The organism is Neorhizobium descurainiae (assembly GCF_051400715.1).
In the GTDB taxonomy this organism is placed as follows: Bacteria; Pseudomonadota; Alphaproteobacteria; order Rhizobiales; family Rhizobiaceae; genus Neorhizobium.
This window is the reverse complement of sequence record NZ_JBLFFK010000008.1, coordinates 137,088-159,234: the sequence shown is the minus strand read 5'-3', so window position 1 is coordinate 159,234 and position 22,147 is coordinate 137,088. Positions and strand designations below refer to the sequence as shown.

Below are 22,147 nucleotides of genomic sequence, written 5' to 3'. Positions count from 1 at the left end.
GGAGGAATTGATCGCATGAGCGGAACCCTTGTCCTTGTTCGCCACGGCCAGAGCGACTGGAACCTGAAAAACCTGTTCACCGGCTGGCGTGACGTGGAGCTCACCCCCCTCGGCATCCGGGAAGCAGAGACGGGCGGCCAGGCGCTCGCCGACACCGGCATCAAATTCGACATCGCCTTCACCTCCGCATTGAAGCGGGCCCAGGAGACCTGCCGCATCGTGCTTGAAAAGGTCGGCCAGCCGGACCTCGAGACGATCCGCGACCAGGCGCTCAACGAACGCGACTACGGCGACCTTTCCGGCCTCAACAAGGACGACGCACGCGCCAAGTGGGGCGAGGAGCAGGTGCATATCTGGCGCCGTTCCTACGATGTGCCGCCGCCCGGCGGCGAAAGCCTGCGCGACACCGGCGCCCGCGTCTGGCCCTATTACATGACGGAAATCCTGCCCCGCGTGCTGCGCGGCCAGAAGGTCTTGGTCGCGGCTCACGGCAATTCGCTGCGCGCGCTGGTGATGGTGCTCGATCGGCTGAGCAAGGAGGAGATCCTCAAGCTCAACCTCGCGACCGGCGTACCGATGGTCTACAAACTCAACGCCGACTCGACCGTCGTCTCCAAGGACGTCCTCGGCGACATGTCCGGCGCGCATTGAATCTTAGCTTTGAACGATCCATGTGTTATCGTGTTTAGGCACTACAAATACATGGATCGAGCTATGGCTGAAGCGACATTCACGTTTCGCGTCGAGGAAGAGCTGAAGGCGGCATTCAGCGAAGCAGCGAAAGCACAGGATCAAACCGACGCACAATTGTTGCGTGCTTTCATGCGTGATTATGTCCAGCGGCAGCAAGCTGCAGAATACGATAAATGGTTTCACCAAAAGGTACAGAAGGCGATTGCTTCAGCCGATGCCGGCGACCTGATCTCGGGAGAGGACGTTGAAGCCGAGTTCGCTGCATTACGCGAAGAGGTGCGAAAGTCCTCTGCTCAATGAAGCTTTTCTGGACACGGCAAGCCCGTCTCGACCGTCGAGCTATCTTTGACTACATCCGACGTGAAAATCCGATCGCAGCCGTTGCCATGGATCATCAGTTCAGGAAAGCAGCGGATCAACTGACGCGCCATCCGCTATCCGGCCGCGCAGGCCGTGTCACAGATACGCGCGAACTGCTCGCCCATCCCAGCTATTTACTGATCTATGACGTCAAGGAGGATGCTGTGCGCATCCTCAATGTCATCCACACTGCGCGCCAATGGCCACCGAGTGACTGATCAATTCTCGATGGTGAACTGAACCATATCGGCCGGGAAACGACTGACGGCGTATTGCACCGGAACGCCCTCCGGATCGGTGTTCAGCGCGCGGGCCACGAGAATGATGGCGCCCGGCGACAATTGCAGATCGGCGAGATCCGCCCCATCGGCATGAGTCGCGGTGATCTCAGTCGAAACACGCAGGTAATCGAAAAGGCCCAGCGTCCGGAACGCGACGGTGATCGAGCCGCTCGCCTGATAGGCCTCCTTGATGCCGGCAAACCGTTCGGCCGGAAACCAGTTGGTGGAGCGGGAGACCGGGCGCCGGTCCGCCTTCCTCAGCGCCTCCAGCCGGATGACCACGGCGCCCTCGGGAATATTGAGGCGCGCCGCAAGATCGGCCGATGCCGGCTCTTCCGCCGAACGGAGGAGCAGCCCCTCCTTCTCCCGTGCCTGATCGCCGATCCCCTGGCTGAACCGGGTGCGCCGGGAAATCGGAAAATTGAGACGCTCCTTGCGGACAATCAGCGTGCCGCGTCCCTGCACCGGGCGGACGATGCCTTCCTGGGCCAGGGCGGCAAGCGCGCTCCGCACAGTGTGGCGGTTGACGCCGAACTGCGCCGCAAGCGTGAATTCCGGGGGTACCTTGCCGGTGGCGTCATATTCACCGTCGGAGATCGACGTACGGATGCGGTCGGCGATCTGCCGCCAGAGAGCCACTCCGTTCTGCCGTTGGACGTTTATCTGTCCCGCGTCCATGTCACACGCTTGTTATATCCGAGAGTTATGAATAATGTGATTTGTATGGTTGTCTATATTAATAGACATTTGAGGGCTTGGCAATGGACCTGGCAGAACAAATCGGGCCGAACACAGACACCGCCGGTCGCCGCCGCGCCGCGGGGCTTCTTGCGCGCGCGACGACCGGCGAGCTGCAAGCCGCATGGGACAGGCTTCCGACAAAACCGGATGTGAAACCGGTTCGCGGACCCGAAACCGGGCTCGTGATGGTGCGTGGCCGCATCGGCGGCGGCGGAGCGCCTTTCAACCTCGGCGAGGCGACGGTGACGCGCGCGACGGTGCTGCTTGCCTCCGGCACGGCAGGACACGCGCATGCGCTCGGCACCGACAAGGAAAAAGTGCGGCTCGCGGCCGTTTTCGACGCCCTCTGGCAGGAAACCGAGACGTGCGATTTCGTGGAGACCGCCTTGCTCGGCGCGATCGAGGCGCGCATCGCGGCGGAGGATCGGCAAAAGGCAGAGGAAACGGCGGCCACCCGCGTCGATTTCTTCACGATGGTACGGGGGGAGGACTGATGAACATCAAGGCGCAGGCCCTTTCCGGCGGGTTCGGAACGCCGGTATTCGAATCCCAGAGCGTTTTCCGCATGCTGATGGACGGCATGGCGCGCCCAGGCACGATCCGCACAGTGGCTCCCGACGCCGGTCAGCCCGAGCCGCTTGGAGGAGCGGCCGGAGCGATCGCGCTCACGCTTTGCGACCATGAGACCCCGGTATGGCTCAGCGCCGGCCTTGCGAAGTCTGCCGCCGGCGAGTGGATCGGCTTCCACACCGGAGCGCCGATCACCCGCGAGAAGGCGGAAGCCCGCTTTGCTTTCGTGGAGGCAGGCGCAGCACTCGTCTCCTTCGGTCTCTTTGCGGCCGGTACGCAGGAATATCCGGACCGCTCCACGACGCTCGTCATCGAAATCGCCGCACTCGGCGAAGGCCAGGCGCTCACGCTGACCGGCCCCGGCATCCAGCAGGCGACGACCGTCGAGGTGAAAGGCCTGCCCGAAGTCTTCCCGCGGCTCTGGGCCGACAACCGGGCGCTGTTCCCGCGCGGCGTCGACGTCATCCTGACCGCCGGCAAGAACCTGTTGTGCCTGCCTCGGACGACAAGAATCGCGATCCAGTGAACCGGGGCTGATTTTCGGTCCTGGACCAAAGTGACCACCCCTTTCCGGCATCTGCAAGAGACGCGGGATACAAGGGCAGGAGAATGAAGGATGTATGTTGCCGTCAAGGGTGGCGAGGCCGCCATCACCAACGCTCATCGGCTGCTGGCCGACCGGCGCCGGGGAGAGCGCTCGCTTCCCTCCGTCACCATCGGGCAGATCGTCGAGCAACTGGGCCTTGCGGTCGACAGGGTGATGGCCGAGGCCTCCCTCTACGACCGGGCGCTTGCGGCCCTTTCCGTCCGCCAGGCGCGGGGCGACCTGATCGAGGCGATCTTTCTCTTGCGCGCCTATCGCACGACGCTGCCGCGCTTCGGCACCTCGGTCCCGCTCGACACCACGGCCATGAAAATCGAGCGCAGAATTTCGGCGACCTACAAGGATCTGCCCGGCGGCCAGCTTCTCGGGCCGACCTTCGACTATACGCACCGCCTGCTCGATCCTTCGCTTCTGGCCGACGAACAGGTCGAGGAACCGATGCGCAAGGAAGCCTCGGACGAGGGCATCATGCGGGTGTCGGACATTCTCGCCCATGAGGGCCTGATCGAGCCCGATGGAGAGTTCGCCGAAGACCACCAGGCCGGCGACCTCACCCGCGAGCCGATGGAATTCCCGATGAGCCGGGATCTGCGCCTGCAGGCGCTTGCGCGCGGCGACGAGGGTTTCCTGCTGGCGCTCGGCTATTCCACCCAGCGCGGCTACGGCCGCACCCACCCCTTCGTCGGCGAAATCCGCATCGGCGAGGTGGAGGTGGAACTGGAGGTCGCCGAACTCGGCTTTGCCGTCCCGCTCGGCCGCATCCGCATCACCGAATGCCAGATGGTCAACCAGTTCAAGGGCTCGTCCAAGGCGCCGCCGCAGTTCACCCGCGGTTACGGCCTCGTCTTCGGCCAGAGCGAGCGAAAGGCGATGTCGATGTCGCTGGTCGACCGCGCGCTGCGCGCCGAGGAACTCGGCGAAGACATCACAGCGCCGGCGCAGGACGAGGAATTCGTGATCTCCCATTCGGACAACGTGCAGGCGACCGGCTTCGTCGAACACCTGAAGCTGCCGCACTACGTCGATTTCCAGGCCGAACTCGCGCTTGTCCGCAGGATGCGCGCCGACATCGAGACCGCCCGCAGCAGCGGCAAGGACATGCAGGAGGCCGCCGAGTGACCGATCTCGCCACCTACAACTTCGCCTATCTGGACGAGCAGACGAAGCGGATGATCCGCCGCGCGATCCTGAAGGCGATCGCCATCCCCGGTTACCAGGTTCCCTTCGCCTCGCGCGAAATGCCGATGCCCTACGGCTGGGGCACCGGCGGCGTGCAGGTCACGGCCTCGATCATCGGCCCGGACGACGTGCTCAAGGTGATCGACCAGGGCGCCGACGACACCACCAACGCGGTCTCGATCCGCGCCTTCTTCCAGAAGGTGGCCGATGTCGCCGTCACCACCCGCACGAAGGATGCGACGATCATCCAGACCCGCCACCGCATCCCGGAACAGACGCTTGGCGAAGGCCAGGTGCTCGTCTACCAGGTGCCCATCCCGGAGCCTTTGCGTTTCCTGGAGCCGCGCGAGACCGAGACGCGCAAGATGCATGCGCTGGAAGAATACGGCCTCATGCATGTGAAGCTCTATGAGGACATCGCCCGCAACGGACGGATCTCCACGACCTATGCCTATCCGGTGAAGGTCGCCGGCCGCTATGTGATGGACCCCTCGCCGACGCCGAAGTTCGACAATCCGAAAATGCACAGGTCCGAGGCGCTGCAGCTCTTCGGCGCCGGCCGCGAGAAGCGCATCTACGCCGTGCCGCCCTATACCGACGTCGTCAGCCTCGACTTCGAAGACCACCCGTTCGAGATCCAGACGTTCGAGCAGCCCTGTGCGCTCTGCGGCGCACACGGCGTCTATCTCGACGAGGTCGTTCTCGACGACAAGGGCGGCCGCATGTTCGTCTGCTCCGATACGGACCATTGCGAGGAACGCCGGGAAGAGGGTCATATTGGCGAGATGCTTGCGACGAGCAGGGAGGCTGCGGAATGAGGTTATCTTCTTGCAAAAATCCCTCCCCAACCCCTCCCCACAAGGGGGAGGGGCTTAACCAGCCGCGCCGCCTTGCGAAAAAAAAAGACAGGGCCGGGCCGCGGGTCCTCTCCCCCCTTGTGGGGGAGATGGCCGGCAGGCCAGAGGGGGTTTTTGGACGCCAATCGACAAAGAGAGCCTTGCCATGACCGACACCCCTCTTCTCAAAGTCGGCGGCGTCTCGAAATTCTACGGCAACCGCATCGGCTGCAAGGACGTGTCCTTCGAGCTCTGGCCGGGCGAGGTGCTCGCGATCGTCGGCGAATCCGGTTCGGGCAAGACGACGCTGCTCAACTGCCTTTCCACGCGGCTCATGCCGACGGCCGGCAGCGTCGAGTACCGCATGCGCGACGGCAATTTCCGCGACCTCTACCATATGAGCGAGGCGGAGCGCCGCTTCCTGATGCGCACCGACTGGGGCTTCGTGCACCAGAACCCGGCCGACGGGCTGCGCATGACGGTTTCAGCCGGCGCCAATGTCGGCGAGCGGCTGATGGCGATCGGCGACCGGCATTACGGCAATATCCGCAAGACGGCGAGCGATTGGCTCACCCGGGTGGAAATTTCCACCGACCGTATCGACGACCAGCCGCGCGCCTTTTCCGGCGGCATGCGCCAGCGCCTGCAGATCGCCCGCAATCTCGTCACCGGCCCGCGCCTCGTCTTCATGGACGAACCGACCGGCGGCCTCGACGTGTCGGTCCAGGCGCGCCTGCTCGACCTGGTGCGCGGCCTCGTCAACGATCTCGGCCTGTCGGCGATCGTCGTCACCCACGATCTCGCTGTCGCGCGCCTGCTATCGCACCGGATGATGGTGATGAAGGACGGCCACGTGATCGAGCACGGGCTTACCGACCGGGTGCTCGACGACCCCCGCGAGCCCTATACCCAGCTTCTCGTGTCTTCGATCCTGCAGGTTTGAGGGAGATATCGTCATGGCCACCCCCCTCGTCGTCTCGGAAGTCTTCAAGAGCTTCATCATGCACCTGCGCGACGGCATCCGGCTGCCGGTCGTCAACGACGTCAATTTCTCCGTCGCCAGCGGCGAATGCGTCGTTCTCGGCGGCCCCTCCGGCATCGGCAAGAGCTCGATCCTGAAAATGCTCTACGGCAACTATGCCGTCGACGCCGGCCAGATCCTCGTGGACCACAAGGAACGGCTCGTCGACATCGCCGGCGCCGATCCGCGCACCATTCTCGACGTGCGCCGGCATACGATGGGCTATGTCAGCCAGTTCCTGCGCACCGTGCCGCGCGTCGCGGCCCTCGATGTCGTCGCCGAGCCGCTCGTCGCCCGCGGCGTCGAGGCTCCGGAGGCAAGGGAAAAAGCCTCCGGACTGCTCGCGAAACTCAACCTGCCCCGGGAGCTCTGGTCGCTGCCGCCGGCGACCTTTTCCGGCGGCGAGCAGCAGCGCGTCAACATCGCCCGCGGCTTCATCACCAGCCACCGTATCCTGCTTCTCGATGAGCCGACCGCTTCGCTAGACGCCGTCAACCGGCGGGTCGTCGTCGAGATGATCACGCAAAAGAAGCGCGAGGGCGTCGCCCTCCTCGGCATCTTCCACGACGAGGAAGTGCGCGAGGCCGTCGCCGACCGCATTCTCGACGTGGCGCAGTTTTCTCCCCGAAAGGCGGTTGCGGCATGAGCAAGAAACTTGGCATCGAGCCGCTGGTCCATCCGAGCGCCAGCGTCACCAATTCCACGCTCGGCCGCTATACGGAAGTCGCCGAGCGCTGCCGTATCTCCGAGGCCGAGATCGGCGACTATTCCTACATCATGCAGGACGGCTCGATCTGGTGCGCGACGGTCGGCAAGTTCGTCAACATGGCCGCTTCGGTGCGCCTCAACGCCACCAACCATCCGACCTGGCGCGCAACGCTGCACCACTTCACCTATCGTGCCGCGAACTATTGGGACGATGCCGAAGACGAGCAGAGCTTCTTCGAATGGCGGAGAGACCATCGCGTCGTCATCGGCCATGACGTCTGGATCGGCCACGGCGCGACCGTGCTGCCGGGCGTCACCGTCGGCAATGGCGCGGTGATCGGTGCCGGCGCTGTCGTTTCGAAGAACGTCGCCCCCTATACGATCGTCGGCGGCGTGCCGGCAAAGCTCATCCGCGAGCGTTTCACAAAAGCGGTCGGCGAGGCGATGGACAGGCTCGCCTGGTGGGATTGGGACCATCGGAAATTGAGGGCTGCCCTTGAGGATTTCCGGGCACTTTCGGCGGAGGAATTCCTGTCGCGCCATGCGTCGTAACATAACCGTTACGAACATCGGGGGATTGTAACAATACCGACATAAAACCGACATTCAGGCTTCACGAAGCCCCGCTAATCGAAACGGTATAACAGGATTGGACGGGCAAGAGAGCATGAAGTTCGAGCTGAGGAATGTCACCCGCCGCTTCGGCGATCGTATCGCGGTCAACGCCGTGAACGTCGAGATTCCCCAAGGCCAGATGGTCGGCGTCATCGGCCGTTCCGGCGCCGGTAAATCCACCCTCCTGCGCATGATCAACCGCCTGCAGGAGCCGAGCGCCGGCTCCATCCATTTCGGCGGCGTCGAGGTCTCGGCGCTGAAAGGCGTCTCGTTGCGCAACTGGCAGCGCGACTGCGCGATGATCTTCCAGCAGTTCAATCTGGTGCCGCGCCTCGACGTGATGACCAATGTGCTGCTCGGCCGCCTCAATCACCGCTCGACAGTGATGAGCCTCCTGAAAATCTTCAGCCGCGACGAACGCGTCATGGCGATGGCCGCGCTCGAAAGGCTCGGCATCGAGCAGACGGCGCTGCAGCCGGCCGGAACGCTTTCCGGCGGCCAGCAGCAGCGCGTCGCGATCGCCCGCGCCCTCATGCAGGCGCCGAAAATGGTGCTCGCCGACGAGCCGATCGCCTCGCTCGATCCGCTCAATGCCAAGATCGTCATGGATGCGCTGCGCGACATCAACGAACGCGAAGGCATCACCGTCATCACCAACCTGCACACGCTCGATACCGCCAGGCACTATTGCGAGCGCATCATCGGCATGGCCGGCGGCCGCGTGGTTTTCGACGGCCCGCCGCAGGCTCTCGATGCCACGGCCGTCCGTGAAATCTACGGTTCCGACAAAGACGGGGCTGGTATCGACGAGTCCATGACATCGACCAGTCTCGCCTCGACGAAGCGCGCCGATGTCGTTCTTTCCGGCGCGATGGCCGAAGCAGCCGTCGCGCGCTGACCCCTTTACGGCCGAGGGGGACGACGGCCGTAACACTGACAAAACCATGTCACTAAAGGAGACTTCCATGTCTGCATTCCGCAAGATCCTGATGGCGACGATCGCTGTCGCTGCTCTCGCCGGCAACGCTGCCGCCCAGGACGTCAAGGTCCTGCGCATCGGCCTCGACGGCGGTGAAAACGAAGCCGACCAGGTTCGCCGCACCGAGTGCGTCAAGCCGGGCCTCATCAAGGCCACAGGCGTTTCCGAAGTCCAGCTCTTCCCGTCGCCGAACTACAACGGCGTCATCCAGGGCCTGCTCGGCGGCACGATCGACCTCGCCGTCATGGGCGCTTCCTCCTACGCCTCGATCTACCTCAAGGACCCGAACGCCGTCACCCCGGTCCTGACCACCAAGCAGGCCGACGGCTCGACCGGCTACTACTCGATCATGGTCGCCCGCAAGGATAGCGGCATCAAGACGCTCGCCGACGCCAAGGGCAAGAAGCTCGGCTTCGCCGATCCGGACTCCACCTCGGGCTACCTCGTCCCGAACGTCTCGCTGCCCAAGGACATCGGCATGCCGGTCAAGCAGTATTTCGCTTCGTCCGACTTCGGCGGCGGCCATGAAAACCTCGTTCTCGGCGTTCTCGACAAGAAGTTCGACGTCGGCACCACGTTCGGCTCCGGCACCGGCGACTGGTCGCAGGGCTACTCCTCCGGCAACCTGCACATCATGGTCTCCAAGGGCCTGCTCGACATGGACGATATCGTCGAAGTCTGGAAGTCGCCGCTGATCCCGAACGGCCCGCTGATGGTTTCCCAGAAGCTGCCGGCCGACATCCAGAAGAAGGTCACCGCCTATTTCGCCGAACTGCCGAAGACGGACAAGGCCTGCTTCGACAACTTCACGGGCGGCGGCTATGTCGATTGGGCGCCGGTCGACCAGAGCTTCTACCAGACGATCATCGACGCCCGTAAGTCGGTCATCGGCGGCTGATCTTTCACCTGAACACTCCTGCGGCGGCATCATGACGATGCCGCCGCTCGTTTAAGAAGGAAGCCCCACATGGCGCACGCGGCCGGAGCCGATCACCCGAGCGGGCTACAGGCAAGCTCCCGCACCATCCTCGACCATTACCAGAGCCAGGTGCGGACCCGGCGCATCTATACCATCGTCTCGATCGTGGTCTTCCTGATCGTGCTCGGCGCCTCGCTCGATTTTGCCAATAGCGCCAACTCCGGCAAATTCTTCGAGCGGCTTCCCTATCTTTTCGATTTCATGAAGAGCTTCGTGCCGGACAGTCCGCTGGAAATCTTCCGCGCGATGTTCGACCTGCCGTCGCCCTATGCCGACGGATCGATCAAATACGACTATACCAGCGACCGTATCTGGATCACCGACAGCTTCTACATCCCGAATTTCTTCTATCAGCTGGCGATCACCATCAATATCGCGATCGTCTCGACCATTCTCGGCGCCAGCGGCGCGTTCGTGCTCTGCTTCTTCGCCGCGTCCAACATGGTCGGGTCGCGGGCAGTGCGGTGGTTCGTCCGCCGCGTGATGGAAATCATGCGCGCCTTCCCGGAGATCGTCGTCGCCGGACTTCTCGCGGCCATCCTTTCGATCGGCCCGATTTCGGCGATCATCGCCGTCTGGATCCACACGGTCGGGGCGCTCGGGAAACTGTTCTTCGAAGTGGTCGAGAATGCCGACATGAAGCCCGACGAGGGCCTGCGGGCAGCCGGTGCGAGCTGGGTGGAGCGCGTGCGGTTCGCGATCCTGCCGCAGGTTCTGCCGAACTTCGTCTCCTATACGCTGCTCAGAACCGAGATCAACGTGCGCGCCTCGACCATCATCGGTGCGGTCGGCGGCGGCGGCATCGGCGAGGTCTTCAGCCTGTCGATCGGCCGCGACCATGCGGCCAAGACCTATGCGATCATCATCCTTCTCCTGATCACCGTCATCTGCGTCGATCAGTTCTCCGCCTGGCTGCGCCGCCGGCTGATCGGTCACCAATCCTTCGAATTCGGCCGAGGAGCAGCCTGATGTCATCCGTTCCGACCATCAACGCCGCTGAGCGCGACCGCCTTCTGGCAGCCTATCCGCAAGTCTTCCACCGCAGCTTCATGCAGCGCTGGGGGCTGGCCATCTCTGCCGCCGTGGTCGTCGTCTATCTCGCCTTCTGCTTCGCGTTCTTCAACGTCATTCCGACCTTCGTGAACGGCAACTGGGATCGCGCGTCGATCTATCTGCAGGACTGGTATTCCTGGCGCGCCCAGCCGCGCCTGCGCTTCCAGAACGGCCAGGTCGTACCGCAGTGGACGAGCCGCGGGCAATATCCGCAAGGGGCGAATATCCCATGGATGCAGCCGATGCCGGGTGGCGGCTACACCGTCTCCTTCGGCGGCAGCGACCGGCTCGACATCACCCCCGCCCGCGTCGACGTCTATCTCGACGGCAGATCCTATCCTATCGAGATAACCTCCGACCAGGCCGTCCTCCCGCCCGGCGCACCGGCGGCGATAGAGCAGGACGGCAACAAGGTGATGGTCTATTTCGGCTTCGAGGGCCAAGCGGAAATCCGCTCCAGCCAGGTCTATATCCAGCGTCGTTTCCTCGGCTGGGCGAATTTCTTCTTCGATACGCAATCGCCCTTCTGGGGCCGCAGCCTTCCCGAAGTCGCAGGGCTGATGTTTTCCGGAGAGCGGCTCGACCCGAACCAGTCCAACGCATCCCTGGCGCTCGACAACTTCCTGAACAATGCGAGCTGGCAGCATGCCGACATTCTCTCTAAGCTGATGCAGACGCTGGTCATGGCCTTTGTCGGCACGCTGTTCGCGACGCTGATCGCCTTCCCGCTCGCCTTCATCGCGGCGCGCAACATCACCCGCAGTAAGCCGGTCAACTGGGGCATGAAGCGCGTCTTCGACTTCCTGCGGTCGATCGACATGCTGATCTGGGCATTGTTCTTCACCCGCGCCTTCGGCCCCGGACCGATCCCCGGCATCGCGGCGATCTTCTTCACCGATACCGGCGCTCTCGGCAAAGTCTATTCCGAAGCGCTGGAAAATGCGGACGACAAGCAGCGCGAGGGCGTAAAATCCGTTGGCGCCTCTCCCGTCATCGTCCAGCGTTACGGCACCGTGCCGCAGGTTCTGCCGGTTTTCGTCTCTCAATCGCTGTATTTCTGGGAGTCGAATACCCGCTCCGCGACCGTCATCGGCGCCGTTGGCGCCGGTGGAATTGGCCTCAAGCTGCTCGAATCGATGAAGACGAACGCCGACTGGGACAAGGTCGCCTATATGGTGCTCCTCATCCTTCTGGTCGTTTTCGTGTTCGACAATATGTCCAATGCGTTGCGCTCCCGCCTCATCGGAAGAAAGAGCCACTGAGAAGCCGTTTCCATCATCATTCTGTCATGGAAATCTTTTAGCCGGAGGTCCTGTTTCGGCGTGCGGCGGGAGGCTATTCTTCCACCGGCCCCTCTTGATTCCGGAATCCTGTCTTGCGCTACGCTCTGTATTTTTCGCCCGCTGAAAACCATCCGCTGACGAAAGCGGCAACGCATTGGCTCGGCCGCGACGCCTTCACCGGCGAAACGTTTCCGACACCCGATGTCGAGGGGCTTGCCAGCGACATCGTCCATGAGCTGACCGACGATCCGCGCCGCTACGGTTTCCACGCGACCCTGAAGGCGCCCTTCGAGCTCAATCCGGACCGGACCGAGGCGGAACTCATCGCCGCATTCGAGCGTTTTGCGGTCGAAACCTCCGCTTTCGATATTCCGAATATGATCGTCGGTCAGCTCGGGCGCTTCTTCGCGCTCGTTCCCGATACGGTCTATCCGGAGCTTCAGCATTTCGCCGCGCGCGTCGTTAAGGATTTCGAACCTTTCCGAGCGCCGCTATCGGAAGCGGATATTGCGCGCCGCAAGCCGGAGAACCTGAGTGCTGAGCATCGCGCCAATCTCGAGCGCTGGGGCTACCCCTATGTCATGGACGAGTTCCGCTTCCATATGACGCTGACCGGCCAGGTGCCGGCGGAACAGGCGCCCGTCATGCGCCGGGAGCTCGACCGCCGCTTCTCAGCCTTCACGAACGCGCCGCTTGCCATCGACGGCCTGGCCCTCTTCATCGAACCCGAACGGGGCGCGCCCTTCATCGTCCATCGCTGGCTTGCGCTTGCGCCTGCTTCCGAAAATAGAAAGATCGCATCATGACCGCCGAACTCGTGCTCACCAACGCCCGCATCGTGCTGGAGGACGGCACGATCCACGGCTCCGTCCAGATCCGCGACGGCAGGATCGCCGACATCTGCGAAGGCAGCGTCCGGACCGGCGAAGACTTCGAGGGCGACTACCTGATTCCCGGCTTGGTCGAACTGCATACCGACCATCTGGAACAGCACTATTCGCCGCGCCCTGGCGTGCGCTGGAACACCACGGCCGCGATCCAGGCCCACGACGCCCAGGTCGCGACATCCGGCATCACCACGGTCTTCGACTGCCTGCGCATGGGCGCCGACGAGGACGGGGGTTTCGAAAGGGGCGAGATGCGCGAGATGGCGGATGCCATTCAGGCCGCCGGCCGCGAGCGCCGCCTGCGCTCCGAGCATTTCATCCACCTGCGCTGCGAAGTCTCCGCCGACAACGTGATGGAGCATTTCGCCGATTTCGAGAACGACCCGCATGTCCGGCTCGTCTCGCTGATGGATCATGCTCCCGGCCAGCGTCAGTTCCAGACGATGGACCAATACACCCTTTATTATCAAAAGAAGCGCGGCCTCAGCGACGAGGCTTTCGCCGCCTTCGTGGCCAAGCGTCAGGGAGAATCGGCCCGCAACTCGACCCCGCACCGCATCGCGATCTCGCAGGTCTGCGCCGAGCGCGGCATCACCGTCGCAAGCCATGACGACGCCACGCTCAACCATGTGGACGAAGCGATCGGGAACGGCGTCAGGCTGGCGGAATTCCCGACCAGCTTCGATGCCGCCAAGGCCTCGCACGAAGCGGGCATGAGCGTGCTGATGGGGGCGCCGAACATCGTGCGCGGCAAGTCCCATTCCGGCAATATCGCCGCCCGCGATCTCGCAGAACGCGGCGTGCTCGACGTGCTTTCCTCGGACTACGTGCCGCTGAGCCTCTTGCACGCGCCCTTCGTGCTGGCCGACGAAGTGGAGAGCATCTCGCTGCCGAGGGCGCTCGCCATGGTCACCGCGACGCCGGCCCGCACCGTCGGCCTTAACGACCGCGGCCGGATCGAAACGGGCCTGCGCGCCGATCTCGTCCGCGTCCACCGCGTTCAGGGCGTCCCGGTCGCCCGTGCCGTCTGGCGCGAAGGCCGGCGGGTCGCCTGATGGATCCGGGACCGGCAGAGACGAAACCGGCCTCAGGTGGCTGCATGGTCGCCGTGGTCGGCCCGAGCGGCGCCGGCAAGGACACGCTGATGGCGCATGCCGCCCGGTTCTTCGAAGGCCGCGACGATGTCGTCTTCGTCCGCAGGATCATCACCCGCGACGCTGCAGCCGGCGGCGAAGACCATGACGGCGTATCGGAAGCGGAATTCCAAGCGCTTGAAAAGGCCGGGCGTTTCGCCGTGTCCTGGGGCGCCCACGGGCTGCATTACGGCATTCCTGCCGAGACGAAGGAAGCCGTCGCCGAAGGCCGGCTCGTCGTCGCCAACGGCTCCCGTTCCGCCCTGCCGCATTTCAAGGCAGCCTATCCGTGCCTCGTCGTGATCAACGTCACCGCCCGTCCGGACGTTCTCGCCACCCGGCTGGAGGCTCGCGGCCGGGAAACGCGCGAGGAAATCCTCCGCCGGCTCGAGCGGAGTTCGCTCACCGTCTCCGGCGATTATCGGGTGGTGACGATCGACAACAGCGGTTCGATCGAGGCAGCCGGCCAGGCGATGGTCGCGGCCCTCCGCAACTGCATCCCAACGGCAAGATAACCCCTGAGCCCAAAGGGATCGAGGGCAATCGCGCTCAGTGGGCCTCGTCCCAGTTGGCGGCCGCCCGCGCATCCACCTTCAGCGGCACCTTCATGGCGATCGCGGGCATCGCCGCCTGTTCCATGGTCGAGATGATCACCGGCAGCGTCCGCTCGATTTCGTCGTCCTCGACCTCGAAGATCAGTTCGTCATGCACCTGCAGCAGCATGCGGGCCGAAAGCCGCGCCTTTGCAAGCGCCGGTTCCATCTTCGCCATGGCACGGCGGATGATGTCCGCCGCCGAACCCTGGATGGGCGCGTTGATCGAGGCGCGCTCGTTGAAGGCGCGGACGGACGGATTGGAGGACTTGATCTCCGGATAATGCGCCCGGCGGCCGAAGATCGTCTCCACATAGCCGTTCTCGCGCGCAAAACTCTTGGTGCTTTCCATATAGTCGCGGATACCGGGGAAGCGCTCGAAATATTTCTTGATGTATTCGCCCGCTTCGGACCGTTCGATCGACAGCTGGTTGGCGAGACCGAAGGCCGAAATGCCGTAGATGATGCCGAAATTGATCGCCTTGGCGCGGCGGCGCACCTCGCTCGGCATGCCTTCCACCGGCACGCCGAACATTTCCGAAGCGGTCATCGCGTGAATGTCGATGCCGTCGGCAAAAGCCTGGCGGAGCTGCGGAATATCCGCCACATGGGCAAGCACGCGCAGCTCGATCTGGCTGTAGTCCGCCGAGACCAGCTTGTGCCCGGGCGTCGAGATGAAGGCCGTGCGGATCTTGCGGCCTTCCGCCGTGCGGACCGGGATGTTCTGCAGGTTCGGCTCGGAGGACGACAGACGGCCGGTGGTGGTCGATGCCAGCGAATAGCAGGTATGGACACGCTTCGTCTCGGGATGAACGTAGCCCGGCAGGGCGTCCGTATAGGTGGATTTCAGCTTGGTGAGCTGGCGCCAGTCGACGATCTTGCGCGCCAGCTCGTGGCCGGCGGCAGCGAGGTCTTCCAGAACGCTCGCCGAGGTGGACCACTGGCCGGTCTTGGTCTTGGCACCACCCGGCAGGCCCATCTTGCCGAACAGGATGTCGCCGAGCTGCTTCGGCGAACCGATGGTGAACTTCTCGCCCGCCAGTTGATAGATCTCGTCCTCGAAGGCGGCCGCCTTCTGCGCGAGCTCGCAGGAAAGCCGCGACAGGATCTGCCGGTCGATCGTGATGCCGCGCTCCTCCATCCGCGCCAGCACCGCGACCAGCGGCCGCTCCAGCCGCTCGTAGATGCGCGTGAGGCCCGCCGCAGCGAGCTGCGGCTTCAGGACCATCCAGAGGCGCAGCGTCACGTCAGCATCTTCCGCCGCATAGGCGGTCGCCTTGTCGATATCGACGAAGTCGAAGGTGACGCCCGCCTTGCCGCTGCCGGCGACATCCTTGAAAGTGATGGGCTTGTGGTTCAGCCAACGCTCCGAAAGAGCGTCCATGCCATGATTGGCCTTGCCGGCCTCCAGCACATAGGACATCAGCATCGTGTCGTCGTAGCTCTCGACGGCGATGCCGTGGCGCTTCATCAGGAGATAGTCGAACTTCAGGTTCTGGGCGACCTTCAGGACCGACGGGTCCTCCAACAGCGGCTTCAGTCGAGCTAGCGCCTCGCGCGTCGGAATCTGGTTTTCCGCCATCCCGCCGCCGAGCAGGTCGCCCACACCCGTCTTGTGCGTCAGCGGCACGTAGGCCGCGCGAACGTCGAGGCCCGAGGGATTGTCCATGTTATCCGCGATCGCCAGCGAGAAGCCGACCAGTTCCGCCTGCATGGGATCGAGCGAGGTGGTCTCCGTATCGAAGCCGACGAGACCCGTCTGCTGCGCCGCCCGGATCCAGTCGTCCAGCACTTCGACATCGCGGATGGTCACGTAGCAGCTCGGATCGAGCTTGGCGTTCGCAAAGGCCTCGATGCGCGTTCGGGCAAGTCCCGCGGGCGTAGCGGCCTCCGCGCCCTTCGCGACCGGCGCCTTGGGCAGGTTGGCGGGCGCCTCGGCAGCGGCCTCGCCGGTATCGACGGGCGCTGCAGCACCTGTATCGAGGTCCGGCCCGCGGGCGGCCTCGCCCCATTCGACCTTCACGACGGCAGGCTCGATCTCGTCGGCGTTGCAGTCGCAGGCAGCCGCCACACGGCGCGTCAGGGTCGTGAACTCCATAGCCTTCAAAAAGGCTATCAGCTTGGGGCCGTTCTGGATTTCGAGCACCAGCGCGTCGAGATCGAGATCGAGCGGCACGTCGGTGCGAAGCGACACGAGCCGGCGCGACAGGCGCGCGAGATCGGCATTGGCGACGATATTCTCCCGCCGCTTCACCTGCTTGATCTCCTCGGCACGGGCGAGCAGCTGGTCGAGATCGCCGAACTCTTCCAGAAGCTGAGCAGCCGTCTTCGGCCCTATGCCCGGAATGCCGGGTACGTTATCCACCGAATCGCCGACCATGGCCTGCAGGTCGATCATCTTTTCCGGCGGCACGCCCCATTTCTCGATGACATCGGGAATACCGATCTGCTTGTCCTTCATGCTGTCGTACATGTGGACGTTCTGCGTCACGAGCTGCATCAGGTCCTTGTCGGAAGAGACCACCGTCACGTCAGCGCCGGCCGCCTCGGCCTGTCTCGCATAGGTGGCGATGATGTCGTCGGCCTCGAAACCTTCCGTCTCGATGCAGGGCAGGTTGAAGGCGCGGGTCGCCTCGCGGATCAGGCCGAATTGCGGGATCAGCTCTTCCGGCGGGGCAGAGCGGTTGGCCTTGTAGGCGTCGTAGATGTCCTTGCGGAAAGTCTTGGCCGAATAATCGAAGATCACGGCGAAATGCGTGGGCGTCACCCCGACGGAGGTATCGCGCGCATCGGTCAGAAGCTTCCACAGCATGTTGCAGAAGCCGGAGACGGCCCCTACCGGCAGGCCATCGGATTTGCGGGTGAGCGGCGGCAGCGCATGGAAGGCGCGGAAGATGAAGCCGGAACCGTCGACAAGGAAAAGATGATCGCCTTTTTTCATGGGCCAAATCAATAGCGTGGGGCACTTGATCCGTCCATGAAAACTTCGCCTTCATGGCGTGTCGGACGTCTCACCGGAACGTTACCGATTTGTAATAAGCGCGTCCCTTGAAATGCCGCATTCGGCCCCACATTTCAGCAGTACCGGCGAATTGATCACGCCGCAGTCTGGTAGCTGGCCTGTCCCCCGCCGCGCCAGACCGGGCAAAGACCTATCCCCCTCTCCGGGTCTTTGCCCTTCCATCAGAACCGCCATGGCCGTCCCCCTCCCGGCCATGGCGGTTTTACTTTTTTCAGCGCAAAAAGGCTTGTCATCCCGAATGTCTTCGCACACGCTTGGCGAAAGCATGGCGTGCGATATATCTGCAAGACAATGCCCGCAAAGGCTCGTTCAGGGAGGGATGGAGACCAGCCATGGGATTCGACCGCTCGCATTCGGCCACCTACCTTGCCGGTCAGTTGGCCAAGGGTTTCGCGCGCTCTTTGCAGAGGCGGTCGTCGGCACTCGGATTTTCTCCCGGCCAATTCCCCGTACTCCTGGAACTCTGGCAGGAGGACGGGCTCACACAGAAACAACTCCTCGACAAGCTGGAGGTGGAGCAGGCCACCCTCGCCAACACGCTTTCACGCATGCAGCGCGACGGGCTCATCGAGCGCAGTCCTCATCCCAGCGACCGGCGCGCGCAGGTCATCACGCTCACTTCGCTCGGTCGCGCCCTTGAAGCCCAGGCCCTGGAAGCGGCGGCCGAAGCGGATGCCGCCCTGTTTGCCGGTTTCAAACGCTTCGAACGCGAACTGATGATCGAATACATGCGGATGATCGTCGAAAACGCCCGGAAGCTCTGATTACGTGCCGTTTTCTCATGGTTGTTTCCGGCGCCGAAAGGGCCATTCCGGTCACGGGCAGCATGCGCTGTTTCCGACGGACGGGCCGCAGCAGGCGGCCGTTCTTGCCGTCTCCTCAACCAGCCAGCGATCACGCGGCTTGCAGCTTGCCGGCCGCGCCGCAAGATGCACATGCACGGCGCCACCCTGCGGGACCGGAGCCGAGGCGCAATAGAGCTGCATCGGCCGCACGCCGTCGCTCACCTCGAACGTCAGTCTGGCGGTGCCGTCAAGCTCGACATGCTCGGATACCTTGCGGATGATCGCCGCGAACTTGCCGGCCGGCATATGGGTACGATCGCCTTCCTCGATATCCCAGAGCTGCACGAAGATCTCCGACCAGGCTTCGGGATTAGCGCCGCAATCGAGCGCCGAGAAATGCCCGGCCTTCACTTCGGTGACATGATAGCCGGGCTTTACCGGTTGCCCGTCGTAATGGAACACCAGCGGCAGGTCCCCGGCGCTTCCGAGCGCATCGAGAAGAAAACCCAGGCTGACGTCCTCCTTCACAAGCTGCTTGTCAATCGCGTTCATTTCCGCTACTCCTTATTTCAATATTTCAAGGATTGTTGAATTATGGATCAACGTCAAGCCCTGGCGTCCTTCGGTGCGCTCTCGCAGGAAACCCGCCTGCAGATCGTCCGCATGCTCGTCGTCGCCGGTCCTGCCGGCATGGCGGCCGGAGCGATCGCGGAGAAGCTGGAAGTCTCTCCCTCCAACGTGTCCTTCCACCTCAAGGAACTGGAACACGCGGGTCTGATCGCCCAGGAGCGGGAGTCCCGCTCGATCATCTACAGCGCCAACTACGATGCCCTCGGCGAGCTGGTGCGCTTCCTGATGGAGGACTGCTGCGCCGGACACCCGGAAATCTGCGCCCCAGCAGCAGCCGTCGCGGCCTGCTGCACCCCTCTGGTCAAGGAGAACCTGCAATGACAAATCGCGTCTACAATGTCCTGTTTCTCTGCACCGGCAATTCCGCCCGCTCGATCATCGCCGAAGCGATCCTCAACCGCGTCGGCGCCGGAAAGTTCAAGGCCTATTCCGCGGGTTCCCACCCGAAAGGCGAGGTGCATCCCTATACCATCGACCTCCTTAAAGGCCTGAACTACAGCACCGCGTTTGCCCGTTCCAAGGATTGGGACGAGTTCGCCGCGCCGGGCGCACCGGAAATGGATTTCGTCTTCACCGTCTGCGACAACGCCGCCCATGAGACCTGCCCGGCCTGGCCCGGCCAGCCGATGACGGCCCATTGGGGCGTGCCGGATCCGGCCGCCGCCGAAGGGGAAGAGCCCGAGCGGCGGTTCGCATTCGCGGAAACCTATCGCATGCTGAACAACCGTATTTCCATCTTCACCAGCCTGCCGATGGCAACGCTCGACAAGCTCGCGCTGCAGAAGCGTCTCGACGAAATCGGCCGCGAATTGCCGAAGGCAGGCTGACGGCGATGTTCGATCTTTCCCGCCGACTGACGGCGGAAGCCCTCGGCACTTCCATGCTGGTGGCGACCGTGGTCGGCTCCGGCATCATGGCCGACCGGCTGTCTTCGGACATGGCGATCTCGCTTCTCGGCAATACCATTCCGACCGGCGCGATCCTCATCGTCCTGATCACGCTCTTCGGCCCGGTATCCGGCGCGCATTTCAATCCCGTAGTCACGCTGGTGTTCGCCCTGAAACGGGAGATTGCCGCCCGCGCGGCATTTTCCTATGTCGCCGCACAGGTGGCGGGGGGCATTGCCGGCACGATCCTCGCCCACGCGATGTTCGATCTGCCGCTTCTGCAGGCTTCGGCGACCATCAGGACCGGACCCGGCCAGTGGCTGGCGGAGGCGGTCGCCACCTTCGGCCTGCTGCTCACGATCCTTCTTGGTCTGCGCTTCCGCTCCGAGGCGATCCCCGGGCTGGTCGGCCTTTATATCACCGCCGCCTACTGGTTCACCGCCTCGACATCCTTTGCCAATCCAGCCGTCGCCATTGCCCGCGCCTTGAGCGATACTTTTGCCGGAATCCGCCCCGCCGATCTGCCCGGCTTTATCCTGGCCCAGGCCGCCGGCGGGCTGGCGGCTCTGCTGTTCACCGGCTGGCTTCTGGCGGAGAAAACGCCGCTTGCCCGCCCGCTCGAAAACATGAAAGGCGCCGAATGACCATGGACGTCACCATCTATCACAACCCCGATTGCGGCACGTCTCGCAATACCCTCGCCATGATCCGCAATGCCGGGATCGAGCCGACCGTGATCGAATACCTCAAGACCCCGCCGACCCGCGACGGGCTCGTCAGGATGATCGCCGATGCAGGCCTCACCGTGCGCCAGGCGATCCGCCAGAAAGACACGCCTTACGCGGAATTGGGTCTGGACAATTCGGCCCTGACGGACGATCAATTGCTCGATGCAATGCTGAAGGACCCTATCCTGATCAACCGGCCGTTCGTGATCACGCCGCTCGGCACCCGCCTGGCGCGGCCCTCCGAAGTCGTGCTCGACATTCTCCCCGACACGCATAAAGGCCCGTTCGCCAAAGAGGACGGCGAGCAGGTTCTGGACGCGGAAGGCAGACGCCTTGTCTGAACGGGTGCCGGTCGCGGCCATTGCGGCGCTTGGCGTCACGCAGATCATCGGATACGGCACCCTCTATTACAGCTTCAGCATCCTCGCGCCGGACATGGCGACGCATTTCGCCTGGTCCAACGAATGGATTTTCGGCGCGCTTTCGGCAGCGCTTCTGATCGGCGGGTTGACCGCTCCCTGGCTTGGCGCGCTGTTCGACCGGATCGGCGCGGGCCGGGTCATGACCATCGGCTCCGCGGCGGCCGCAATCGCCCTGTTGGCCTGCGCCATGGCGCCCGGAAAAGCCTCCTTCGTGATCGCCCTGATCGCAATCGAGGTTGCAGCCAATCTGGTGCAATACGGCGCCGCCTTCGCCCTCCTCGTGCAGCTCCGGCCGCAGGTCGCGCAGCGCAGCATCACCTATCTGACCCTGATCGCCGGCTTCGCCTCGACTATCTTCTGGCCGATCACCGCGGCCCTCCATGCGCAGCTTTCCTGGCAGGACGTCTATCTGGTGTTTGCCGCGCTCAATCTCCTCGTCTGCCTGCCGTTGCATGCCTGGCTCTCCCGTGGGGCCAGGAAAAGCAGACAGACGTCTTCGACCCCGCCGAGCCCGGTCGCCGGGATGCTGAGCCCCGACCTCAGGCATGTCGGGTTCGCGCTGATGGTGACCGGATTTTCGCTACAGTCCCTGGTCAGCTCGGCCGTGCTCGTCCACATGGTGCCGCTGCTCTCGGGCCTCGGTCTCGGCGCCACCGCCGCCCTGGTCGGGACGCTGTTCGGCCCGTCGCAGGTTCTTAGCCGGCTTATCAATATGGTGTTCGGACGCAATCTGCCGTCGCTTTACCTCGCGATGATCGGCGCAGCCCTCATCCCCGGCGGCGTCGTGATCCTGCTTGTGGCCGCCCCCTCCATTCCGGGTGCCATGGCCTTCGCCGTGGTCTTCGGGATGGGCAACGGACTGCTCAGCATCGTCACCGGCACCCTGCCTCTGACTCTCTTTGGCAGCGACGGTTACGGAAAACTGCAGGGCAGGATGATGTCAGCCCGGCTGACCGCCTCGGCCGTAGCGCCCTTCGTGCTCGCCCTCTCCATGACCTGGATCGGCATCATGTGGTCCCTCGCGATCACGGTGGCGCTGGGTGCGATCGCCGTCCTCGCCTTCTGCCTCATCGGCAGCCTCATTTCGAACAGGCCGCGTCTCGGCTGACCGCTGTCCCGCGCTGCCGGAAGCATTTCCACCTGCTCTTCGTTCGACGG

26 protein-coding genes are annotated in these 22,147 nt (G+C 63.7%); 23 read left to right on the top strand and 3 right to left on the bottom strand.

What is annotated here, in order from left to right; all coding sequences use genetic code 11:
• Nucleotides 1–15 precede the first annotated feature (15 nt).
• From ACMGE0_RS16170 to ACMGE0_RS16160, 3 genes are all read left to right on the top strand, one after another.
• Nucleotides 16–651, top strand: coding sequence for a 2,3-bisphosphoglycerate-dependent phosphoglycerate mutase (locus ACMGE0_RS16170; protein WP_436816893.1), 636 nt, complete (start codon nt 16–18; stop codon nt 649–651).
• Between the two features lie 63 nt (nt 652–714).
• Nucleotides 715–993 carry a CopG family ribbon-helix-helix protein gene (locus ACMGE0_RS16165; RefSeq protein ID WP_436816892.1) on the top strand — a complete coding sequence of 93 codons (279 nt, stop codon included), beginning with the start codon at nt 715–717 and terminating at the stop codon, nt 991–993.
• Entirely contained in the window at nt 990–1,271 is a 282-nt protein-coding gene (locus ACMGE0_RS16160) for a type II toxin-antitoxin system RelE/ParE family toxin (RefSeq protein ID WP_436816891.1), read from the top strand. The genes ACMGE0_RS16165 and ACMGE0_RS16160 overlap by 4 nt, the downstream gene beginning before the upstream one ends.
• On the opposite strand, the gene phnF is transcribed toward ACMGE0_RS16160, so the two are convergent.
• On the bottom strand, nt 1,272–2,012 hold the full coding sequence (gene phnF, locus ACMGE0_RS16155) for a phosphonate metabolism transcriptional regulator PhnF (RefSeq protein ID WP_436816890.1): 741 nt from the start codon (nt 2,010–2,012) through the stop codon (nt 1,272–1,274).
• An 83-nt stretch (nt 2,013–2,095) separates the two neighbouring features.
• Here phnF and phnG point away from each other — a divergent pair, with 83 nt between their 5' ends.
• The 14 genes from phnG (at nt 2,096) to phnN (ending at nt 14,437) form a co-directional block, all read left to right on the top strand.
• On the top strand, nt 2,096–2,569 hold the full coding sequence (gene phnG / locus ACMGE0_RS16150; protein ID WP_436816889.1) for a phosphonate C-P lyase system protein PhnG: 474 nt from the start codon (nt 2,096–2,098) through the stop codon (nt 2,567–2,569).
• Nucleotides 2,569–3,171, top strand: coding sequence for a phosphonate C-P lyase system protein PhnH (phnH, locus tag ACMGE0_RS16145; RefSeq protein WP_436816888.1), 603 nt, complete (start codon nt 2,569–2,571; stop codon nt 3,169–3,171). The genes phnG and phnH overlap by 1 nt, the downstream gene beginning before the upstream one ends.
• A 90-nt stretch (nt 3,172–3,261) precedes the next feature.
• Nucleotides 3,262–4,368 carry a carbon-phosphorus lyase complex subunit gene (locus ACMGE0_RS16140; protein WP_436816887.1) on the top strand — a complete coding sequence of 369 codons (1,107 nt, stop codon included), beginning with the start codon at nt 3,262–3,264 and terminating at the stop codon, nt 4,366–4,368.
• Complete coding sequence (locus ACMGE0_RS16135) at nt 4,365–5,246, top strand: alpha-D-ribose 1-methylphosphonate 5-phosphate C-P-lyase PhnJ (protein ID WP_436816886.1); 882 nt, start codon at nt 4,365–4,367, stop codon at nt 5,244–5,246. The genes ACMGE0_RS16140 and ACMGE0_RS16135 overlap by 4 nt, the downstream gene beginning before the upstream one ends.
• A gap of 184 nt (nt 5,247–5,430) precedes the next feature.
• Nucleotides 5,431–6,207 (top strand): phosphonate C-P lyase system protein PhnK, encoded by a 777-nt coding sequence (gene phnK / locus ACMGE0_RS16130; protein ID WP_436816885.1) that lies wholly within the window; start codon nt 5,431–5,433, stop codon nt 6,205–6,207.
• 13 nt (nt 6,208–6,220) lie between these two features.
• The gene (gene phnL, locus ACMGE0_RS16125) at nt 6,221–6,931 is read left to right on the top strand and encodes a phosphonate C-P lyase system protein PhnL (RefSeq protein ID WP_436816884.1); all 711 of its coding nucleotides are present in this window, start codon (nt 6,221–6,223) and stop codon (nt 6,929–6,931) included.
• Nucleotides 6,928–7,545, top strand: a complete 618-nt coding sequence (locus tag ACMGE0_RS16120; protein ID WP_436816883.1) for a DapH/DapD/GlmU-related protein — start codon at nt 6,928–6,930, stop codon at nt 7,543–7,545. Before phnL ends, ACMGE0_RS16120 begins: the two co-directional genes overlap by 4 nt.
• A gap of 115 nt (nt 7,546–7,660) precedes the next feature.
• Nucleotides 7,661–8,506, top strand: a complete 846-nt coding sequence (gene phnC, locus ACMGE0_RS16115) for a phosphonate ABC transporter ATP-binding protein (RefSeq protein ID WP_436816882.1) — start codon at nt 7,661–7,663, stop codon at nt 8,504–8,506.
• A gap of 67 nt (nt 8,507–8,573) precedes the next feature.
• Nucleotides 8,574–9,485, top strand: a complete 912-nt coding sequence (gene phnD / locus ACMGE0_RS16110) for a phosphonate ABC transporter substrate-binding protein (protein ID WP_436816881.1) — start codon at nt 8,574–8,576, stop codon at nt 9,483–9,485.
• A 69-nt stretch (nt 9,486–9,554) separates the two neighbouring features.
• Nucleotides 9,555–10,535, top strand: a complete 981-nt coding sequence (gene phnE / locus ACMGE0_RS16105; RefSeq protein ID WP_436816880.1) for a phosphonate ABC transporter, permease protein PhnE — start codon at nt 9,555–9,557, stop codon at nt 10,533–10,535.
• Nucleotides 10,535–11,881, top strand: coding sequence for a phosphonate ABC transporter, permease protein PhnE (gene phnE / locus ACMGE0_RS16100; protein ID WP_436816879.1), 1,347 nt, complete (start codon nt 10,535–10,537; stop codon nt 11,879–11,881). The genes phnE (ACMGE0_RS16105) and phnE (ACMGE0_RS16100) overlap by 1 nt, the downstream gene beginning before the upstream one ends.
• Before the next feature lie 113 nt (nt 11,882–11,994).
• Entirely contained in the window at nt 11,995–12,708 is a 714-nt protein-coding gene (locus tag ACMGE0_RS16095) for a DUF1045 domain-containing protein (RefSeq protein ID WP_436816878.1), read from the top strand.
• Nucleotides 12,705–13,844, top strand: coding sequence for an alpha-D-ribose 1-methylphosphonate 5-triphosphate diphosphatase (locus tag ACMGE0_RS16090; RefSeq protein WP_436816877.1), 1,140 nt, complete (start codon nt 12,705–12,707; stop codon nt 13,842–13,844). Before ACMGE0_RS16095 ends, ACMGE0_RS16090 begins: the two co-directional genes overlap by 4 nt.
• Nucleotides 13,845–13,888: 44 nt before the next feature.
• Nucleotides 13,889–14,437 (top strand): phosphonate metabolism protein/1,5-bisphosphokinase (PRPP-forming) PhnN, encoded by a 549-nt coding sequence (phnN, locus tag ACMGE0_RS16085; RefSeq protein ID WP_436816876.1) that lies wholly within the window; start codon nt 13,889–13,891, stop codon nt 14,435–14,437.
• 34 nt (nt 14,438–14,471) lie between these two features.
• Here the strand turns inward: phnN and polA are convergent, their stop codons facing one another.
• A complete protein-coding gene (gene polA / locus ACMGE0_RS16080; RefSeq protein WP_436816875.1) occupies nt 14,472–17,456 on the bottom strand; it encodes a DNA polymerase I in 2,985 nt (994 codons plus the stop codon).
• Nucleotides 17,457–17,869: 413 nt separating this feature from the next.
• Here polA and ACMGE0_RS16075 point away from each other — a divergent pair, with 413 nt between their 5' ends.
• On the top strand, nt 17,870–18,301 hold the full coding sequence (locus ACMGE0_RS16075) for a MarR family winged helix-turn-helix transcriptional regulator (protein WP_436816874.1): 432 nt from the start codon (nt 17,870–17,872) through the stop codon (nt 18,299–18,301).
• A 51-nt stretch (nt 18,302–18,352) separates the two neighbouring features.
• Here the strand turns inward: ACMGE0_RS16075 and ACMGE0_RS16070 are convergent, their stop codons facing one another.
• Nucleotides 18,353–18,874: a DUF6428 family protein gene (locus ACMGE0_RS16070; RefSeq protein ID WP_436816873.1), complete on the bottom strand. Its 522-nt coding sequence runs from the start codon at nt 18,872–18,874 to the stop codon at nt 18,353–18,355.
• A gap of 42 nt (nt 18,875–18,916) precedes the next feature.
• Between ACMGE0_RS16070 and ACMGE0_RS16065 the strand changes: the two genes are divergently transcribed.
• From ACMGE0_RS16065 to arsK, 5 genes are read left to right on the top strand one after another with little or no spacing between them, the layout of a single operon-like run.
• On the top strand, nt 18,917–19,273 hold the full coding sequence (locus tag ACMGE0_RS16065; protein ID WP_436816872.1) for an ArsR/SmtB family transcription factor: 357 nt from the start codon (nt 18,917–18,919) through the stop codon (nt 19,271–19,273).
• Nucleotides 19,270–19,779, top strand: coding sequence for an arsenate reductase ArsC (locus ACMGE0_RS16060; protein WP_436816871.1), 510 nt, complete (start codon nt 19,270–19,272; stop codon nt 19,777–19,779). Before ACMGE0_RS16065 ends, ACMGE0_RS16060 begins: the two co-directional genes overlap by 4 nt.
• 5 nt (nt 19,780–19,784) lie before the next feature.
• Nucleotides 19,785–20,483, top strand: coding sequence for an aquaporin (locus tag ACMGE0_RS16055; RefSeq protein WP_436816870.1), 699 nt, complete (start codon nt 19,785–19,787; stop codon nt 20,481–20,483).
• Nucleotides 20,480–20,908 carry an arsenate reductase (glutaredoxin) gene (gene arsC / locus ACMGE0_RS16050; RefSeq protein ID WP_436816869.1) on the top strand — a complete coding sequence of 143 codons (429 nt, stop codon included), beginning with the start codon at nt 20,480–20,482 and terminating at the stop codon, nt 20,906–20,908. The genes ACMGE0_RS16055 and arsC overlap by 4 nt, the downstream gene beginning before the upstream one ends.
• Nucleotides 20,901–22,097, top strand: coding sequence for an arsenite efflux MFS transporter ArsK (arsK, locus tag ACMGE0_RS16045; protein ID WP_436816868.1), 1,197 nt, complete (start codon nt 20,901–20,903; stop codon nt 22,095–22,097). Before arsC ends, arsK begins: the two co-directional genes overlap by 8 nt.
• The last annotated feature ends 50 nt before the right edge of the window (nt 22,098–22,147 follow it).

Excerpts from the sequence above, each read along its gene's own strand:
- ACMGE0_RS16065 (WP_436816872.1), top strand. The coding sequence starts at position 18,917 with ATGGATCAACGTCAAGCCCTGGCGTCCTTCGGTGCGCTCTCGCAGGAA.
- phnL (WP_436816884.1), top strand. The coding sequence starts at position 6,221 with ATGGCCACCCCCCTCGTCGTCTCGGAAGTCTTCAAGAGCTTCATCATG.
- phnH (WP_436816888.1), top strand. The coding sequence starts at position 2,569 with ATGAACATCAAGGCGCAGGCCCTTTCCGGCGGGTTCGGAACGCCGGTA.
- polA (WP_436816875.1), bottom strand. The coding sequence starts at position 17,456 with ATGAAAAAAGGCGATCATCTTTTCCTTGTCGACGGTTCCGGCTTCATC.
- ACMGE0_RS16075 (WP_436816874.1), top strand. The coding sequence starts at position 17,870 with ATGGGATTCGACCGCTCGCATTCGGCCACCTACCTTGCCGGTCAGTTG.
- phnF (WP_436816890.1), bottom strand. The coding sequence starts at position 2,012 with ATGGACGCGGGACAGATAAACGTCCAACGGCAGAACGGAGTGGCTCTC.
- ACMGE0_RS16070 (WP_436816873.1), bottom strand. The coding sequence starts at position 18,874 with ATGAACGCGATTGACAAGCAGCTTGTGAAGGAGGACGTCAGCCTGGGT.
- ACMGE0_RS16140 (WP_436816887.1), top strand. The coding sequence starts at position 3,262 with ATGTATGTTGCCGTCAAGGGTGGCGAGGCCGCCATCACCAACGCTCAT.
- ACMGE0_RS16160 (WP_436816891.1), top strand. The coding sequence starts at position 990 with ATGAAGCTTTTCTGGACACGGCAAGCCCGTCTCGACCGTCGAGCTATC.
- phnE (WP_436816880.1), top strand. The coding sequence starts at position 9,555 with ATGGCGCACGCGGCCGGAGCCGATCACCCGAGCGGGCTACAGGCAAGC.
- phnK (WP_436816885.1), top strand. The coding sequence starts at position 5,431 with ATGACCGACACCCCTCTTCTCAAAGTCGGCGGCGTCTCGAAATTCTAC.
- ACMGE0_RS16060 (WP_436816871.1), top strand. The coding sequence starts at position 19,270 with ATGACAAATCGCGTCTACAATGTCCTGTTTCTCTGCACCGGCAATTCC.
- ACMGE0_RS16055 (WP_436816870.1), top strand. The coding sequence starts at position 19,785 with ATGTTCGATCTTTCCCGCCGACTGACGGCGGAAGCCCTCGGCACTTCC.
- phnC (WP_436816882.1), top strand. The coding sequence starts at position 7,661 with ATGAAGTTCGAGCTGAGGAATGTCACCCGCCGCTTCGGCGATCGTATC.
- arsC (WP_436816869.1), top strand. The coding sequence starts at position 20,480 with ATGACCATGGACGTCACCATCTATCACAACCCCGATTGCGGCACGTCT.
- phnD (WP_436816881.1), top strand. The coding sequence starts at position 8,574 with ATGTCTGCATTCCGCAAGATCCTGATGGCGACGATCGCTGTCGCTGCT.
- phnN (WP_436816876.1), top strand. The coding sequence starts at position 13,889 with ATGGTCGCCGTGGTCGGCCCGAGCGGCGCCGGCAAGGACACGCTGATG.
- phnG (WP_436816889.1), top strand. The coding sequence starts at position 2,096 with ATGGACCTGGCAGAACAAATCGGGCCGAACACAGACACCGCCGGTCGC.
- ACMGE0_RS16165 (WP_436816892.1), top strand. The coding sequence starts at position 715 with ATGGCTGAAGCGACATTCACGTTTCGCGTCGAGGAAGAGCTGAAGGCG.
- ACMGE0_RS16120 (WP_436816883.1), top strand. The coding sequence starts at position 6,928 with ATGAGCAAGAAACTTGGCATCGAGCCGCTGGTCCATCCGAGCGCCAGC.
- ACMGE0_RS16090 (WP_436816877.1), top strand. The coding sequence starts at position 12,705 with ATGACCGCCGAACTCGTGCTCACCAACGCCCGCATCGTGCTGGAGGAC.
- phnE (WP_436816879.1), top strand. The coding sequence starts at position 10,535 with ATGTCATCCGTTCCGACCATCAACGCCGCTGAGCGCGACCGCCTTCTG.
- ACMGE0_RS16170 (WP_436816893.1), top strand. The coding sequence starts at position 16 with ATGAGCGGAACCCTTGTCCTTGTTCGCCACGGCCAGAGCGACTGGAAC.